Source organism: Methylomonas defluvii (genome assembly GCF_033949435.1).
GTDB classification, from domain to species: domain Bacteria; phylum Pseudomonadota; class Gammaproteobacteria; order Methylococcales; family Methylomonadaceae; genus Methylomonas; species Methylomonas defluvii.
Genome location: NZ_JAXARY010000001.1, coordinates 481,386 through 498,354 on the forward strand (window position 1 = coordinate 481,386; position 16,969 = coordinate 498,354).

The following is a 16,969-nucleotide window of genomic DNA, read 5'->3' on the forward strand; positions in this document are numbered from 1 at the left end:
CTGGGTCGAGGGCGCGCTGCTTGGATTGCTACTGACCCAAACCCCAAGTTTGCTATATCATGGAAGTATCGTTTTCTAAAACTAAAGGGGGAGGATTATGGATAAGCTAAGGGCGCTGGGTCTGGGGTCGGTGGGGCAAGACGAGCAAGCTGTTAAGCAACAGTTGCATCTTTATATCAATCTGAAACTGGCTTCATGCGGGCAGCCGACGTGTATCGATACCGAGTCGGCGCAGTTTATGGATACCGCCCAGGACTTGCTGAATAGCTATCTGGAAAAAAGCCGCTTGTTGGCCAGTTCCTCCCTTTATCCCGCCGATAGACGGATTCAAGATTTCCTGGAGCGCTATTGCGCGGATCTGGGCTTTGCCAAAATCCCCAGCTTGCCGACGATGACTTTCGAGTTGGATAAGCACGGCGTGGCGCGTGAATTATCGTTGCCTTTGGGCGAGGATGAATTTCGTTCCGAAATCGTCTCCAGCTTTCGGGTGAAGCAAGGCATTTTGCACAATCCAGCCAGCGACCGGCGTACCACGCAAGGCTCGTTTCATGTGGCCGAGGGTGGATTGCCGGTGCCCGGCGACAAGAAGCAGGTCCCCAAGCTGACGTTTGCTTTGATGCTGGGTGAGGCGTTAAATCCGCCTAATGATTTGATGGTCCTACCGTTTACCGCCCACCAACCCAAGCCGGCGCGGATGTTTGCATCATTATTGATGCGGCCGGTAGTCTGTCCGGAAATCCCGGGTGTTGCAGCCGAAAAATCCATGGAAATCCGCTTTTTTGCGCCGGGCAATCTGGTCAGCAATCTGGATTTTGTTGAGAGCATCTTCGGCAACGGCGGCAATCCTGCCTTGCCGGAATGCGATGCGGCCCTGGATGTCGAACATTGGTCCGGCCACAGCGGTTGCGTGATTCTGGCCCCGCATTTAACCAAGCTCACCAAAAAACAGCTGGGTCTACCGCATTGGGATGAAGCCACCGAACGCCAGCGCGCCGATGGCATGTGCTGGCAAGATCCCGAGGAACTGTATAACGACGGTCAGGCGTTTAAACTGACTGCGCGTGACACCAGCGGTGTCATTGTCACCTTGCTGGCCGACAACTACTACGGTTATTGCAAGAAGGAAGTCAAAACCCAGATCAGCTATGCCGCCAATTTGTTCGGTTTGGCAGAAGAGGAGCATGCCGGCGGAGCGTTGGCATTTCGTCGTGTCAATCACGGTGATGAATTTGGCATTGGCAGTCTGACCCGCGAGCCGGGCTACGATTTCGACGAGATGACCTATCACTACGGCGCGATTATGGATGTGCATCCGGAAGGTTATGCGGTGGACAGGCATTTTCCGGAGATTATTTATGTGCCGCAGGATTTGCGGATGAGTCTGGCGACGCAGAAAATTACCTGGATCAGAAACGGCCAAAGCCATAGCATTCGCTTGCAACCGGGCAAAATTTACGTGCAGCCCAACGGTTATAAAATCGAGATGTGCAAGCATCCCGGTGCGCCGTCCTGGCGCTTGATCGGCACCGTCGCGGAAGGCACTTTTTGTCATAAGCCCTGTACGGTGTCCGGCGGCGGCAAATCGGAAATTTCCAAATCCATAGAGGACGCGGCAATCTACGGCCCGTTGTTCGTGGACGATTTACAGCACGATCTGGATCGGGTGCAGGCGATTTTCGATAAAGACTATACCGGCCGCTTCTTGCCGGGCTTCGAGCGCGATGATCGCGGGCCTAGCCGGACCGTGCTCAGTTCGGAGCGCAGTCTGGGTTCCGTGATCAAGTTATTGACGCCTTCTCCCAACCATGTGCCGGAATTTAACGATTGGCTGCGCTCCATTCCGCCCAGTATTCTGGCTTTGGTATTTTTGATCAAGCGCTTTTACCGGCCGGAATGGGGCAACAATTGGCGCGACAATTTGTCGGTGGATATTATCGATGGCGCCCCCGGTCACGAGTTGAAACTGAACCAGCGCAAGATCGTCGCCACTTATTTACGGGTAGGTTTTGACCTAGACGGCGGCTGGCGCACTTTCAAAGTGCGGCAAGACTATATCGCTTGCGAGAAAGTGCAGATGGAAGACGACATCAGTGCCTCGGTGGTAGTGCCGACCGCTGCGGTACGCGCATGGCTGCCGGACGATGGCTACGAAACGAGTCTGAAGCTAGTCAGCAACTGCGAATACCGGCTGTTTCAACGTCCGGACGATGCGATTATTCCCGGTTACGACAAACAAACCGAGCTGAACATGTCCGGGCCGGGTAACTTCATGGCCAATTTCGAGCCTTTGGATCACGAGCAGTTATCGGCGGTGGTCGAAGATGTGATGACTTTTTCCAAATTCACCGCGCCCATGCAAAAGCTATTGAGCGATGCTTACCAGGACGGGAAAGGCTATGTGGTGTGTTCCGCGCATCCGCGTTTGGTGAACGGCAAACCGTCGAAAAACCCGCGCTACCTGGAAACCCGTGTCGATGTGGTGAAACCCTTACGGAAATACGTGGCCGAAGTGGGCGCGCGTTTACATCGCAAGATTCCGCTCAATCAACCGCTCTGTCATCCGGTGGACGCGGTGTTGACCGGTCGCCGCAACAATCCGCCCGAACCGGGCATCCGCGCGCTGGCGGTTTACAATCCGATTCATTATCAAGAGTTGCCGGAACTGTTCATGGATTTTGTCTGTTCCTTGACCGGCAAATCGCCGTCTACTACCGGAGCGGGTAGTGAGGGGGCGCTGACTAAAGGGCCGTTCAATGCCTTGCGCGGTACCGCCGATTTGAACAATGCCCTGGTCTCGTTCATTTTGACCGGCTATCCCGGTTTTTCCAGTTCGGCTGGTTTTATCGGTCCGGATACCCGCGTCGATCACGATATTAGTTTGTTGATTCCGGAGATTTGGGCGCGGCTGTCGCGCGAAGAGCGCCACCCGGCATTTTTGTTGGAACATGGCTATCTGGAACCGTTAACCGATTTTGAACACAAGGGGCAAATTGTCTTGGCCAGCCGTTTGGGTTATCGCATCACCAGTCATTTCGTGCACGGCTTGATGGGTAAGATCTTCGATAACCCGTATGCGGTTTTTACCGACGAGATTTTGCAGCCCGAGCGCCAGGATCTGGAGGTGTTTGTCGACGGCATCAATAATATCGTCGAAACCCAGCAGCGCGTGGCCCAGCAATATATCGAGGACGGCAGCATAGAAGATGCCTGTCCGCCGCTGTATGCGCTGCTGCATATCATGGCCGATGGTCATTATCAGGGTAAGGATGCGCATCATCCGGAGATACGGGCGATGTTTACCCGCGATTACTTGTTGGCTTCGGATTGGTATCAGGAACGGCTGCGGATCAAGCAGCAGCGCGACATCGCGTTATGGCAACGGCATGTCGATTATTTGGGCAGGTTCTTGCACGAAAGCAGTCACCAGACTTTGATCGACGAGCTGAAGTTGGTCGAACGGCATAGGCAGGCGCAACAGAAACTGGTGGAACTGGCCTCGCCGGAATATTTGCAGTCTTTGGTGGGTACTTTGGGCGCCGACCCTTTAGGGCCATACTCCGCGGGCGCAGTTTAGATTCGGCTATACCTAAAAAAAACAGGGATACCGGTCTTGTGGCCGGTATCCCTGTTTTTATATGGGGCAAGCCCGCTTGATTTAACCTTTGCGTTTGGCTTTGGTCTTGCCTTTGGGATTTTCGTGGGCGATCAGCGAACGGGCTAGCTTCCGCAAGCCGTTGGAGGATACTTCCAGCCCAAGTGGCGAGCCTATCGATTCCAACTCGTACATCAAGTCCGTCGCGGCAATCAACGTCACATAGCGCAGGCTGCTATTACCCGGTAACTGGGTTGAAGCGTCACGTAGTAGAGGGGCTAGCACGTCCCAGGAACTGTTGAAGAACTTGCGCACCGGATCGTTTTCCGCCACATATTCCGCCGTCAGACCTTGTTCAAAGGCGACGCCGGCTTTTTGCAGGACATCGCGCAAGCTTGCCCGGCTGGCGTCAGCGTTGGTGGCGATAGGGGCTTTCTCAATATTCTTTTCCAAAGACATCTGCCAACCTTGCCAGAGCTTGCGCCATTGGTTCAATTCCGCTTCGTTCAATACCGGGGCCGCTTTTAAGCCGCCGGCATTTTGGTTGGTAGCGCTGTAGCCCACGTTGATTAAAATACCTTTCTCATCGGCTTTGACTTGATTGAAGCGCAGGCTGTTGATGGTGTCGTGCAACTCTTCGCTGTCTTCGGCGGCGATGAAGGGAAGCAGCGTTTTAGTAATGTCCGGGCGGGATTGGTTTAAATCGATTTTCAGGGCGGCCAGCTTAGGTTCGGCGGCTTTTTTGATCAGCGATTGCAGTTGGGCGATATTTAATGGCTGGCCGTTGCGATCAAACGCATTCAGTTGGGTGACCGGGAAGCTCAGTACATTGCCGGAGGCATCCAAGGTCGGTTGTTGCAAGGTTTGCAAAATGCCGGACCATTCGATCAATGTCATGCATTTGCCGCCCAGCGCGGTGCCGACTCGGGCTTGAACATTGTTCTGAATTTTGACCTGGCCTTGCTCGCCGCTGATTTGCGGATGGTCTAGATCCAGAAAACTGCATTGTTTGCCGTCTTTCCAGGCTCTTACCGATTCATTCGGGCCGTCGTACAGCTCGCTAACCAGCACACTTTTGATTAAACCGTACTCCATTGGCACCGGAATATTGATTTCGCGGGCCATACCGGTCTGTGCAGTCAGCAGCAAGCCGGTGGTAAGTAACAGGGTACGCATTTTTGACATGATTTACTCCTTAACGTTGTCGGGCGCCGGTTGATTAAGCGCGGCCGTGCCGCGATAAGCGGATGAAATAGGGTAGCGGCGGTCACGGCCAAACGCTCTGGGCGTGATGCGGATACCGGGCGGCGATTGCCGGCGTTTATATTCGTTTCTATCCACCAGCGAAATCGCTCTATGCACATCGGCAACCGTGAAGCCATGTGCTACGATCTCGGCGGCGGATTTGTCCTGTTCCACATACAAAGCAAGTATAGGATCCAACACAGAATAGGGCGGCAGGGAATCTTCGTCCTTTTGGTCCGGCGCCAGTTCCGCCGAGGGCGCACGGGTGATGACCCGTTGCGGAATGACTGGTGACAGAGTGTTGCGGTATTCGGCGAGTTGGTAGACCAGTAATTTCGATACGTCTTTCAACGGCGCAAACCCGCCGGCCATGTCTCCGTAAAGTGTGGCATAACCCACGCTCATTTCGCTTTTGTTGCCAGTAGTCAACAACAGCTTGCCTTGTTTATTGGAAATTGCCATCAACAACACGCCACGGCAGCGGGCCTGGATGTTTTCTTCGGTGGTGTCTTTTTGACTGCCGGCAAACAGCGGGGCCAGCATGTCATTAAACGCAGTCACCGCAGGCTCGATGGGCAGTATGTGATATTTGACGCCCAAGGCTTCGGCTTCCTGGATTGCGTCTCGGTTGCTCATGTCTTGCGTATAGCGCGATGGCATCAACACCGCTTCGACATGATCGGCGCCCAGTGCATCAACCGCCAACGCCAATACCAGCGCGGAGTCGATACCGCCGGACAAGCCGAGAATCGCGCCGTGAAAGCCGTTTTTGCGTACGTAGTCTTGAATGCCCAACACCAGCGCCTTGTATTCGCTGACCACGGGTTGATACAAGTCGGCGATGGTGGATATTTGCGGTTGTTGATCGACAAATTCGACGATATCGAGTTGCTCTGCAAATTCCGCCGCTCGAAATACTACGCTGCCGTTAGAATCAGCGACAAACGAGGCGCCGTCAAAAATTAACTCGTCCTGGCCGCCGATTTGATTGACATAAACCAACGGTATCTGTTCGGCCTTAATTTGCGAACAAATAATATCCTCGCGCTGCTGCATTTTGCCGGCATGAAATGGTGAGGCGTTCAGGGTCAGGATGATTTCAGCGCCGGCTGCGCGGTTTTGGGCAATGATGCCGGGCTGCCAGATGTCTTCGCAAATCGTCAACGCCAACTGGCTGTCTTTAACCGTAAACAGACAGGTTTGTGCGCCGGCGGTAAAGTAACGCTGTTCATCGAATACACCGTAGTTAGGCAGGGCTCGCTTATGGTACTCGGCAAGCATTCGGCCGTCACGTAAGGCTATTGCGGTATTGTAGAGGCTGTCGTCCCGCTGTTCGGGATAACCGATCACCACCGTTATGCCGGAGACCTTCTCGGCAATTTCGGCAACGGCTTGTTGCGCCTGGTGAATAAAATCCGGTCGAAACAGTAAGTCTTCAGGTGGATAACCGGTGACACATAGCTCCGGAAACACGACCAGATCGGCCTGCCGCTGTTTGGCTTGTTCAGCGGCGGCCAGAATCTTGCCGGTGTTGGTCTGAATATCGGCAACTGTTAAGTTCAGTTGGGCTAGCGCTATTTTTATCGACATTATGCTTTGGAAAAACAATCCCGCATCGCTACACCAATATCCGAAGGCGAGCTGACCATGCTGACGCCGGCTGCTTGCATCGCCGCAATTTTGCCAGCCGCTGTGCCTGCGCCGCCGGTGACAATTGCACCGGCATGGCCCATACGTTTGCCGGGCGGTGCGGTTTGGCCGGCGATGTAGCCGACCACCGGTTTGGTGACTTTTGCCTTGATAAATTCCGCAGCTTGTTCCTCGTCACTGCCGCCGATTTCACCGACCATGACAATGCCATGGGTGTCCGGGTCGTCTTGGAAACGGCTCAGTACATCGATGAAGTTCATGCCGTGGATCGGGTCACCGCCAATGCCGACGCAAGTGCTTTGTCCCAAACCTTCGCGGGTGGTTTGATGCACGGCTTCGTAGGTCAGGGTGCCGGAGCGGGAAACGATGCCGATTTTACCGGGCAGATGGATGTGGCCGGGCATGATGCCGATCTTGCATTGCCCTGGCGTAATCACGCCGGGGCAGTTGGGGCCGACCAGTAATGAACTCGTGCCTTGCATTGCGGCTTTGACCTTTAACATTTGCAGCACCGGGATGCCTTCTGTGATGCAGACGATCAGCTCGATGCCGGCGTCGACCGCTTCCAAAATCGCGTCGGCGGCAAAAAACGGCGGTACGTAGATCATCGTTGCCGTGGCGCCGGTGGTTTTAACGGCTTGTTCGACGGTGTCGAATACCGGTAAATCCAGATGCTTGGAGCCGCCGCGGCCCGGTGTGACGCCGCCCACTAGTTGCGTGCCGTAGGCGAGCGCTTGTTCGGAGTGAAATGTACCTTGTTTGCCGGTGAAGCCTTGGCAAATGACTTTAGTCTGTTTGTCGATCAAAATAGACATTAAGCTACCTCTTGCGCCAGTTTTACCGCCAATTCGGCAGCATGATTTAGATTATCCGCAGCTACCAGGCCCAGTCCCGATTGGCTTAGCATGGCTTTGCCCTGTTCGACGTTAGTCCCTTCCAGGCGTACCACGACCGGTATGGTCAAATGCATTTCCTCGACGGCCGCCAGGATGCCGGCAGCAATCACGTCGCATTTGACAATGCCGCCGAAAATATTCACCAGTACCGCTTTGGTGGTGCCGTCGGACAAAATCAATTTAAACGCGGCTTTAACTTTATCTTTATTGGTGCCGCCACCCACATCCAGGAAGTTGGCTGGCGCGCCGCCTTTCAGTTTGACCATGTCCATCGTTGCCATGGCCAAGCCGGCGCCGTTGACCATGCAGCCAATATTGCCGTCCAGCGTGATGTAGTTAAGATCGAACTGTTTGGCTTCCGCTTCCTTGGCGTCTTCTTGCGAGGCATCGCGCATCGCGGCTATGTCAGGATGTAAGGCGATGGCGTTGTCGTCGAAATTGATTTTGCCGTCCAGCGCTACGAGTTTGCCGTCATCGGTTTGGATCAGTGGATTGATTTCGATCTGGCTGGCGTCCTTGGCTAAAAACAGTTGATACAGGCCGGTCATAATGGTTTGTAGCTGACTTTGCTGTTCCTTGCCCAAGCCTAGTGCAGCGGCTACTTGGCGGCATTGATAAGGGTGTAAACCTGCTGCGGGGTGCACTGGCACCTTGACTATTTTTTCAGGTGTTTCAGCAGCCACCACTTCGATGTCCATGCCGCCTGAGGCCGAGGCAATAAATATCAGCCGTTCACTTTCCCGGTCCAGCAACAGGCTCAAATAATATTCTTGATTGATTGCAGAAGCCTCTTCCACCCAAACGCTATTGACCGGCAGGCCGGCGGCATCGGTTTGATGCGTCACTAAACGTGTACCCAGCATCGCCGCGCTGTAAGCCTTTACTTCCTCCAGGGTCCGGGCAACTTTTACGCCGCCGGCTTTACCTCGGGCGCCGGCATGAATTTGGGCCTTTACCACCCAGGCAGAGCTGCTTAAGGACTGTGCGGCTTGCTGCGCTTGTTCGGCTGTGGACGCCACGGCGCCTTGTGGCGCGGGGATCGAAAACGCTTTAAAGAGTTGTTTCGCCTGGTATTCGTGAATATTCATTTAGTGCTCCATGGATGGCTTAAATCGCGTCTCAAGTTGGTGCTATGATTGAACTGACAAACATTCTAACTAACTCTGCATAAAAACTCGGGCAATGCTTTCTTCATCGGTCGATACTATTTATCCCTGCCCTTTTTCCAAGGGGTACGGCATTCCCGTTCGGCAAGCATGGTTGATGTTGAAGATTTTCGCCCTCTATCGGTTTGTTACCGCCTGCCTGTTTGTAATGCTGTTTTATTTGCGCTTTGGGCCGTCGTTATTGGGTTCCTACGACGCATCATTGTACCAGTTCACCAGTGTTGCCTATCTGGGGATTTCGCTGATTGCCGCGCCGGTCGCATTTAGACCGCGTTGGGCTTATGCCAGTCTGGCACAGTTATTTATTTTTACCGATATAGTCTTCATTACCTTGCTGATGCACGCCAGCGGTGGGATTGGCAGCGGCATTGGCATCTTGCTGGCTATCTCGATAGCGGCGGGTGGTTTGTTAATTGGCGGGCGCTGCGCGATGTTGTTTGCGGCCTTGGCTAGTCTGGCAATTCTTGCTGAAGAGGTGTATGCGATAGAAACGCATGCCTTCGAAAATACTACCTTGACTTATGCCGGGATGCTGGGCGTGGCTTTTTTTTCGATAGCGTTTTTATCGGTAATCCTGGCACAGCGTGCCGAACAATCAGCGGTGTTGGCCAGACGGCACGAGCATACTATCGCCAGACTGGAGAGTCTTAACCGCTATATCATCCAGCATTTGCAATCGGGCATCATGATCGTCGATGAGCGGCAGGTGACTCAACTGTCCAATCAATCGGCGTTGCGTTTGCTGGGCTTGGTCTTGCATCCGGAGGAACTGGCCGAGGTGGCGCCGGAGCTGAGGCAGGCTTTTGAGTTGTGGCGCGCCAATCGGGATCAGGATTTTGCCATTATCCAATTAGCCAATCGCAACGAAGTGCAAGTGCGATTTTCCGAATTAAGTATGGATGACGAAGCGTTGTACATGCTGATCTTCGAGGACATCGCCTTGTATAACCAACGCCTACAACAGAGCAAGCTGGCGTCTCTGGGCCGGTTGACCGCCAGTATTGCCCATGAAATTCGCAATCCGCTCAGCGCCATTAGCCATGCCGGGCAATTGTTATCCGAAGCACCGGACTTAGATGTGCAAGAGCTACGTTTGACGGAAATCATCCAGCACCATTGCCAGCGGGTAAACAGCATCATCGAGGACATTCTCAAGTTGTCTCGGCGCAACCCGTCGCAGAAACAAAAAATCGCTTTGGACCAGTGGTTGCCGGCCTACCTTGACGAGCAGAAATTGAATCTGGGCGAGCGGGCGGAGTGTTTTAAATTGACTTTTAAAGCGCAAGGCTTGAATGCCTGTATCGACAGCGGCCACTTGAAGCAAATTCTCGATAATCTCTGCGCCAATGCTTTGCAATACGGTAAGCCTGAGCTAGGGGCCATCGTGCTTGAAGTGTCGCAGATGCAGGAGGCGCCGTGCATTAAAATTATCGATAATGGCGCCGGAATTGCCGCAGAGCACCGGCAGCATTTGTTCGAACCGTTTTTTACCACTTCCCACCAAGGTACCGGGTTAGGGTTGTATATTTCCAGGGAATTGGCCGAACTGAATCAAGCGGAGTTAAGTTACGCCGCCCATTCCGGAAAACTTTGTTTCACTTTGTTGCTGGCTAATGCCGATCACGCCGTCATTGAAATATGAATATGCCTGTCACCCTGGTTGTCGATGACGAACCCGACATCCGAGAATTACTCGAAATAACCCTGAACCGCATGCACATTCAAACCCGCTGCGCGGCTAATTTGGCCGAGGCCAAACAGCTACTGGCCGTTGAGGTGTTTGATTTGTGTCTGACCGATATGAAACTACCGGACGGCGACGGGTTAGACTTGGTCGATCATATTCAATTGGCCGGTTTGCAATTGCCGGTGGCGGTGATTACTGCGCATGGCAGCATGGATATTGCGATAAAAGCCATGAAAAAAGGCGCCTTCGATTTCCTGTCTAAGCCGGTCGATTTGGGGGTATTGCGGCAGCTGGTCAGTCATGCGCTGCAAGCCTCGCTGACCCGGGTTTCCGACAAGGAGCGCCGTACCCGCGACATCTTGCTAGGCGAATCGGCATTAATGTGCGCTATTCGCTCGAAGATCGACAAGGTGGCGCGCAACCAGGCGCCGGTTTATATCAGCGGAGAGTCCGGTTCGGGCAAGGAGTTGGTGGCCAGATTGATACACCAGCAAAGCCCGCGCGGCGAGAAACCGTTTATTGCGATTAACTGCGGAGCGATTCCGCCTGAATTGATGGAAAGCGAATTCTTCGGGCATAAAAAAGGCAGTTTCACCGGCGCGGTAGCCGACAAGCAAGGCTTGTTTCAGGCGGCCGATGGCGGCACCTTGTTTTTGGATGAAGTGGCCGATTTGCCTTTGCCCTTGCAAGTTAAATTGTTGCGGGCGATTCAGGAGAAAAAAGTCCGCCCGGTCGGCGAACAGCGGGAAGTGCCTGTCGATGTGCGCTTATTGAGTGCAACCCACAAGGATTTGAGCAAGATGGTCCAAGAAGGCAGTTTTAGGCAGGATTTGTACTACCGGATCAATGTCATCGAGCTGAGTTTGCCACCCCTGCGCGCCCGGCCTGCTGATATTCCTCAGCTTACCGAACACTTATTGGCGGGCTTGGCTAATGCCAACGGTATGGATTTGCCCAAACTCAGCGACTCTGCGCTAAATGCGTTAAAGCACTACTATTTTCCCGGCAATGTTCGGGAGCTGGAAAATATATTGGAGCGGGCGCTGGCCTTGCACGATGGCGGCGTGATTGAAGCCGACGATCTGAACTTGCCGTTGGGCATGGAATTGGCTGCGGTCGAAGATTTCGACGCCGAGAAAATGTCGCTGGAAGCCTATCTCGAAGACATAGAGAAAAAAGCCTTGAGTGCGGCGCTGGAAGAAAATCGTTGGAACAAAACCGCTACCGCTAAATACTTGGGCCTAAGCTTCCGTTCGCTGCGGTATCGCTTGAAAAAGTTGGGTCTTGAATAACAGAAAATAAACTGAAGCGAGTAGGGGCGTGCTACTCGCCTAAATATCCACAGGCATGCTTATTGATACTTGCTCATGCCTTTCAATTGTTGCAGCGCGGCTTGAATTTTGGCGTTTGCGGCATCGTCTAGTTCGTTGTTTTTATACACTTTGTCCAACAGGCCTTCTTCTACCAACGCATCTTTGATCCAGCGTTTGGCAAAGGCATAACTCGCTGGGATTTTGGCGACTTCACCTGTTTTTGGATTTTTCAGACTATCGACTGGCGCTGCTGGCGCAGGGGCGGCGGCTTTTTTGGCCGGGGCGGATTTACTGGCTTTGGGGGCGGCGGGTTTGGGTGTGGCGGCTTTGGCTGGAGCGGATTTTTCGGCGGTTTTTACAGCTGCGGGAGGAGGCGGTGTCAGTTCGGTTTGGATGGCCGGTTTACTCGCTTCCGGCTTGGCGGGCTCGGGTTTACTAGTTTCCGGTTTTTCCTTTTTGCCACCCATGACTACAAATACTACATAAGCTACAAAAATAGTTGTCGCTATAAAAAGCAATTCAGCCATAACCCTTCCCCTTTTGTTTGTTTTATTTATTAAGATTCAGAACAATGTGATGACACGTTTTAAACACCGCGAGCGAATATACCAGAGCTAATCAAGTCGGTAAACTAATACCCCAATTGCTAAAAAATTCGCGAATTACGTTTAATCCGTTTCAAGTGATTAGACTGGTCACCTGATTGCTGCCCAGCAAAAGGTTAAGCGAAACCTTCTGACCATCCAGTAGATTCTGCTCGGGTTTGCCGAATGCGTAGCCCTGGCCGAAGTTTACGCCGATTTCCTTCAGCTTTACCGCTGTACCTGCCGATTCGACGAATTCGGCGATGGTTTTCTTGCCGAGTTTTGAGGCAATTTCCACCATGGATTTGACAAGTATTTGATCGGTTTCGTTGTCGAGCAGGTTTCTGATGAATTGACCGTCGATTTTCACGTAATCGACCGGAAAGGTTTTGAGATAGTTGAACGAACAAAAGCCGGCGCCGAAATCGTCTAGCGCGAATTTGCAGCCTAAGGCTCTGATTTTGTTAATCATGTGCCGGGTTTTTTCAAAATTGTCCACGGCGGCTGTTTCGGTGATTTCGAAGGTCAAACGGTTGGCGTCTATCCAGGTCATTTCCAGTTTATCCTTAATAGTGGATAGTAAATCCGGATACTGAAACGCGGTACTTGAAAGGTTCACGGCCAGGGAAATATAAGACATGTAAGTGGGCAGTGCCGCCAGAAAGTCGATGGCATTTTCCACGACCCATAGGTCTATCGCGTGAATCAAGCCGGTTCTTTCAGCTACCGGAATAAACTGATCCGGCGTGATGACTTCATTGCCTTCGCCGCGCATACGCAATAACACTTCATAGTGCGAAACATTGCCATCAGACAGCTGTACCACCGGCTGGAACACCAGAAATAGCTGGTTATCCCGCAAGGCCTTGCGGATCAGCGGCACCCAGTAAATGTCGCGGCGTCTTTCCTTGACGATGAGATCATCGCTGTTGTAAACGCAGATTTTGTCTCTGCCGGTGCTTTTTGCAAAGTTGCAGGCTTGGCGGGCATGTAAAATCATTTCGCCCGGATGAAACGCGGAAACGGTATTGTCCAGCGCGGCAATGCCGATGGAAACCGAGGCGCTGTAAGACACTTCGCCGGTGAAGAACCGGAAATTATCCACGGTGGTTTTGATGGTTTCCGCGAGAATCTGTGCTTGCTTTTTGGTTTTGTTTTCCAGGAATAAACAAAACTCGTCGGCGCCGATACGGGCGAATAAACTGCCGGCTGGTAATAGCTTTCGGACCAGAATGGCCATTTCGACCAGTAAACGATCACCTACTTCAAAGCCTTCCAGTTCGTTAATCAGGCTGAAGCGGTCCACATCAATGAATAATAGAGACCCGTCTTTTTGCGTTTTATTGCTGTGATTTAATACCAATCTCAGCTGACGTTCGAAACTGCTGCGATTGAATAAGCCGGTTAATTCGTCGTGGGCAACCAGAAACTTGAGTTTGGCATCAATAACGTTTTTGGCGGCCAATTCATTGATCAATTGTTCTTCCTGACGGTGGCGCAGTTGGCGTTCCTGTTTCAGGCTCAGCAAAAATTTTACTGCCAGTATTAATTCCTGGGTATTGACGGGGGTGTTGATTTTGTAAGTTAGACAATTGTCCTGTTGCGGTTGACAACTGTCGAGCTCACAGGCAAAGCTGTCGTCGTTCAGAATTACTACCGGAATGACCGATACCGAATTGGCGCTGGATAAACTCTGGCACATTTCCCGAGCTTGGCAAAGCGGCAGCCTTGCGTTCAGCACGATCAGACCGATCCTGTCGGGTTGATCGGCGTAAGGCTTTAATATCTCGTAAATTTGTTCGCCATTTTCAGCTACACGAATATCGGTAAAACCCTTCGTTTTCAATGTGGAAACGATTTTTTGAGCGGAGACTTCATTATGCTCCGCAACGACAATCAGTTTTTCTTTGAGCGCGTCATTGGCAATCATCTAATACCATCCAGGTATTGGCATAAAATCGGGAGCAGTCGGCATAAGGTCAGGAGGAGGGCAGCATTTAATAAGCTTGTATTTTCATATAATTGGTCTAGGTTTAAGCGCAGCCTTTAATGCTATTTCTATGCTATTGGTTTTCAGTATAGGTGTAAATTTAATTTTTTAGAATTATTGATGATAGCTTACTCACCGTCCACATTAACTGTTGCCGATTTGCTGAGAGGTGATTTGCAACTCGCCTCGCCGCCGAATGCCTATTTTTTGTTGAAAAAAATAGTCGAAGACCCGAATAAGACCGCGAAAGACGCGGCTGTGGTGCTAGAAGCCGATGCGGCATTGGCGGTAAAGCTGCTGAAGATAGTGAATAGTGCTTTTTATGGTTTTCCGTCCCAAATCAGTTCGATTACCAAAGCCATCACCATGATTGGTACCCGTGAGTTGCAGAACCTGGTGCTGGGTACCTTGATTGTCGAACGCTTTTCCGATTTACCCGGACAACATTTCTCCATTCACGATTTTTGGGCCAGAAATTTGCGTTGCGCGTTGATTGCACGCGAATTGGATATTCATTTCGGCAAGCACTATGCCGACACCGCATTTCTGTGCGGTTTGGTCCACAACATCGGACAATTGGTGTTTTATCGGCGGATTCCGGTATTGGCCCGGGAAGTCGACTTATTACTGCAATCGCAAACCCCGCTCGCGGTGGACGAAGAGGTCACGGTAGAGCAGAACGTGATCGGTTTCGACCATTTTCAAGCCGGTGCCGAGTTGTGCAAGCAATGGATGTTACCGGACGTTATTGTGGAAAGTATTCGCTTGCATTGCTTTCCTGATTTGATCGGGCCTTACGCCGATTTGGCCGCCATGGTCAGACTGGCGAACTGCTTGAGCCGAATCGAAAACCCCTACGATGCCCACGCTGTCAATGCTTTGAATCTGACGCCCGAACAAATCAGTTTCATCCTGGACAAAATCAGCGACGAGTTCGAAGTCATTTTTAAATTGTTCTATCCCACTGTCTAAGCCCGCTTGGGTTCTTATCATTATCGGAATATCTGTTGCTTAAAGGTGACAGGGGCCGAGCTCGACTATCCCATCATCAAGCTGCCGATACGCTAACGACTTGTATCGAATGCGGTTTTTGTCGCAAAAAAACAACGGATAGGCCAACTAAATTCGTTTTGTCATAAAGTTGTCATATTGCCTCCATACAATGCGATCAAGCTTTTTGGTCATCGTGATCATTGAGTTAACGCATTGATTTATATAATTATTGGAGAAATTTGATGAGACTTTCTAAGCTGAGCCTGGCAGTGGTCGCCATTATTGGCTCGGGTATTTGCGCCGAGGCGATGGCGCTGGATTTGTATGTTGATGCCAAAACCAAGCAGATTTTTGCCGAACCGGGTCCAGGTCGCACTAAGTTGGGTTCATTTGAAAAAGTCGAAGATACGGTTGCTAAAAAAGTTGAAGCCGACAATCAAACACAAAAAGCTGAGATCGACAAAATCAAGCAGGATCTCGAGCTGAAAACCAACGAACTGAAAGCGCTCGACGAGCATATCGTTGCGCAGCGCGAAGACAAAGCCAAGAACGACGAAAAATGGTTTAATAAAATCAATGTTCGCGGCTATACCCAGTTGCGGTATAACCAAGCACTATCCGGCGATAGAACAGCGGGCGAGCCGGAGTTGAAATCGGTGGGTGATGGCTCGATAGGTAACAATCAAGGTTTTTCTTTGCGTCGAGTGCGTTTGGTATTTTCCGGCGACATCAACGAGTATATCTCCTTGTATCTGCAACCGGATTTCGCAACCACCAACGGTGATTTGAACTTTGCGCAGTTGCGGGATGCCTATGCCGACTTGGCGTTCGATAAGGCTCACGAATATCGAATCCGTGCCGGTCAATCCAAAGTCCCGTTCGGTTGGGAAAACCTGCAATCCTCGCAAAACCGCCTGACGTTGGATCGTGACGACGCATTGAACAGCGCGGTGCCCAGCGAACGTGACCTGGGTTTGTTTGCCTATTGGTCGCCTAGCGATGTGCAAAAACTTTGGAAAGACCTAGCCAAGAAAAATCTGAAAACCTCCGGTGATTACGGCGTCTTGGGTTTGGGTGTTTATAACGGTCAAGGCATTAACAAAGCGGAAGCTAACGACAACTTATATTTGGTCGCTCATTCGACTTATCCGTTTGACTTAGGTTTCATGGGCTTGCGTGGGCAAGTCATCGAAGTAGGCGCGGATGCAATGTCTGGAAGATTCAACCGGTCCACCAGTGCCTATACCAGCAGATTTGGGTCAGGCACGCCGACCGCAAGAGATAATAGCGAAGATAGAGTTGGCGTTCATGCCGTGTTGTTCCCGCAACCGTTTGGTTTGCAGGCGGAATGGAATTGGGGCGCAGGCCCTACGCTTAATCCATCTGCCAACCGTATTGAGAGACAAAATCTGGAAGGTGGCTATGTACAAGCGATGTATAAAATCGATAACGTATTCGGTACTAAAGGTAGCATGATGCCTTATGTCAAATGGCAAACCTATGATGGTGCCTGGAAGGGTGTCGCCAACGCTCCAAGAGTCAATGTGGACGAGGTTGAGGCCGGTGTTGAGTATCAAATCAACAAGGCGTTGGAGTTAACCGTGGCTTATGCGACGATGAATCGTACTCAAATTCAGACGCAAACAACGGCGGCTGGATTCTTGCAACAAGCCAGCGGCGATTTGATCCGTACCCAGTTGCAGTTCAACTATTAATTGATGGCGGAGCGCTGATTCTCGGCGCTCCAAAAGAATTTCTGGTTTAAAAATAAAAGCCCCGTTTCTTGCGAATCGGGGCTTTTTTGTTATCACTATATTCTCGAGTACTCATGTTGACCCTGATTATCGCGGAGC

The 16,969-nt window shown here is 51.6% G+C and carries 11 protein-coding genes; 5 read left to right on the top strand and 6 right to left on the bottom strand.

Annotation, left to right across the window (positions count from 1 at the left end):
* Window positions 1–97: 97 nt before the first annotated feature.
* On the top strand, window positions 98–3,574 hold the full coding sequence (locus QLH52_RS02175) for a PPi-type phosphoenolpyruvate carboxykinase family protein (RefSeq protein WP_319960408.1): 3,477 nt from the start codon (window positions 98–100) through the stop codon (window positions 3,572–3,574).
* Between the two features lie 81 nt (window positions 3,575–3,655).
* Here the strand turns inward: QLH52_RS02175 and QLH52_RS02180 are convergent, their stop codons facing one another.
* The 4 genes from QLH52_RS02180 to sucC are packed head-to-tail and all read right to left on the bottom strand — an operon-like array spanning window position 3,656 to window position 8,471.
* Window positions 3,656–4,777 (bottom strand): hypothetical protein, encoded by a 1,122-nt coding sequence (locus tag QLH52_RS02180; RefSeq protein WP_319960409.1) that lies wholly within the window; start codon window positions 4,775–4,777, stop codon window positions 3,656–3,658.
* A 3-nt stretch (window positions 4,778–4,780) separates the two neighbouring features.
* Window positions 4,781–6,427: an NAD+ synthase gene (locus QLH52_RS02185; protein WP_319960410.1), complete on the bottom strand. Its 1,647-nt coding sequence runs from the start codon at window positions 6,425–6,427 to the stop codon at window positions 4,781–4,783.
* The gene (gene sucD / locus QLH52_RS02190) at window positions 6,427–7,302 is read right to left on the bottom strand and encodes a succinate--CoA ligase subunit alpha (RefSeq protein ID WP_319960411.1); all 876 of its coding nucleotides are present in this window, start codon (window positions 7,300–7,302) and stop codon (window positions 6,427–6,429) included. Before sucD ends, QLH52_RS02185 begins: the two co-directional genes overlap by 1 nt.
* A complete protein-coding gene (gene sucC, locus QLH52_RS02195; RefSeq protein ID WP_319960412.1) occupies window positions 7,302–8,471 on the bottom strand; it encodes an ADP-forming succinate--CoA ligase subunit beta in 1,170 nt (389 codons plus the stop codon). Before sucC ends, sucD begins: the two co-directional genes overlap by 1 nt.
* A gap of 94 nt (window positions 8,472–8,565) precedes the next feature.
* Here sucC and QLH52_RS02200 point away from each other — a divergent pair, with 94 nt between their 5' ends.
* A complete protein-coding gene (locus QLH52_RS02200; RefSeq protein WP_482194183.1) occupies window positions 8,566–10,191 on the top strand; it encodes a sensor histidine kinase in 1,626 nt (541 codons plus the stop codon).
* Complete coding sequence (locus tag QLH52_RS02205) at window positions 10,188–11,528, top strand: sigma-54-dependent transcriptional regulator (RefSeq protein WP_319960414.1); 1,341 nt, start codon at window positions 10,188–10,190, stop codon at window positions 11,526–11,528. Before QLH52_RS02200 ends, QLH52_RS02205 begins: the two co-directional genes overlap by 4 nt.
* A 59-nt stretch (window positions 11,529–11,587) precedes the next feature.
* Here QLH52_RS02205 and QLH52_RS02210 read toward each other — a convergent pair whose 3' ends face one another.
* Entirely contained in the window at window positions 11,588–12,076 is a 489-nt protein-coding gene (locus QLH52_RS02210) for a hypothetical protein (RefSeq protein WP_319960415.1), read from the bottom strand.
* Window positions 12,077–12,227: 151 nt separating this feature from the next.
* The gene (locus tag QLH52_RS02215) at window positions 12,228–14,063 is read right to left on the bottom strand and encodes a GGDEF and EAL domain-containing protein (protein WP_171696525.1); all 1,836 of its coding nucleotides are present in this window, start codon (window positions 14,061–14,063) and stop codon (window positions 12,228–12,230) included.
* Window positions 14,064–14,243: 180 nt separating this feature from the next.
* Here QLH52_RS02215 and QLH52_RS02220 point away from each other — a divergent pair, with 180 nt between their 5' ends.
* Complete coding sequence (locus QLH52_RS02220; protein WP_033156101.1) at window positions 14,244–15,095, top strand: HDOD domain-containing protein; 852 nt, start codon at window positions 14,244–14,246, stop codon at window positions 15,093–15,095.
* A 263-nt stretch (window positions 15,096–15,358) separates the two neighbouring features.
* Complete coding sequence (locus QLH52_RS02225; RefSeq protein ID WP_051669833.1) at window positions 15,359–16,831, top strand: porin; 1,473 nt, start codon at window positions 15,359–15,361, stop codon at window positions 16,829–16,831.
* Window positions 16,832–16,969 lie beyond the last annotated feature (138 nt).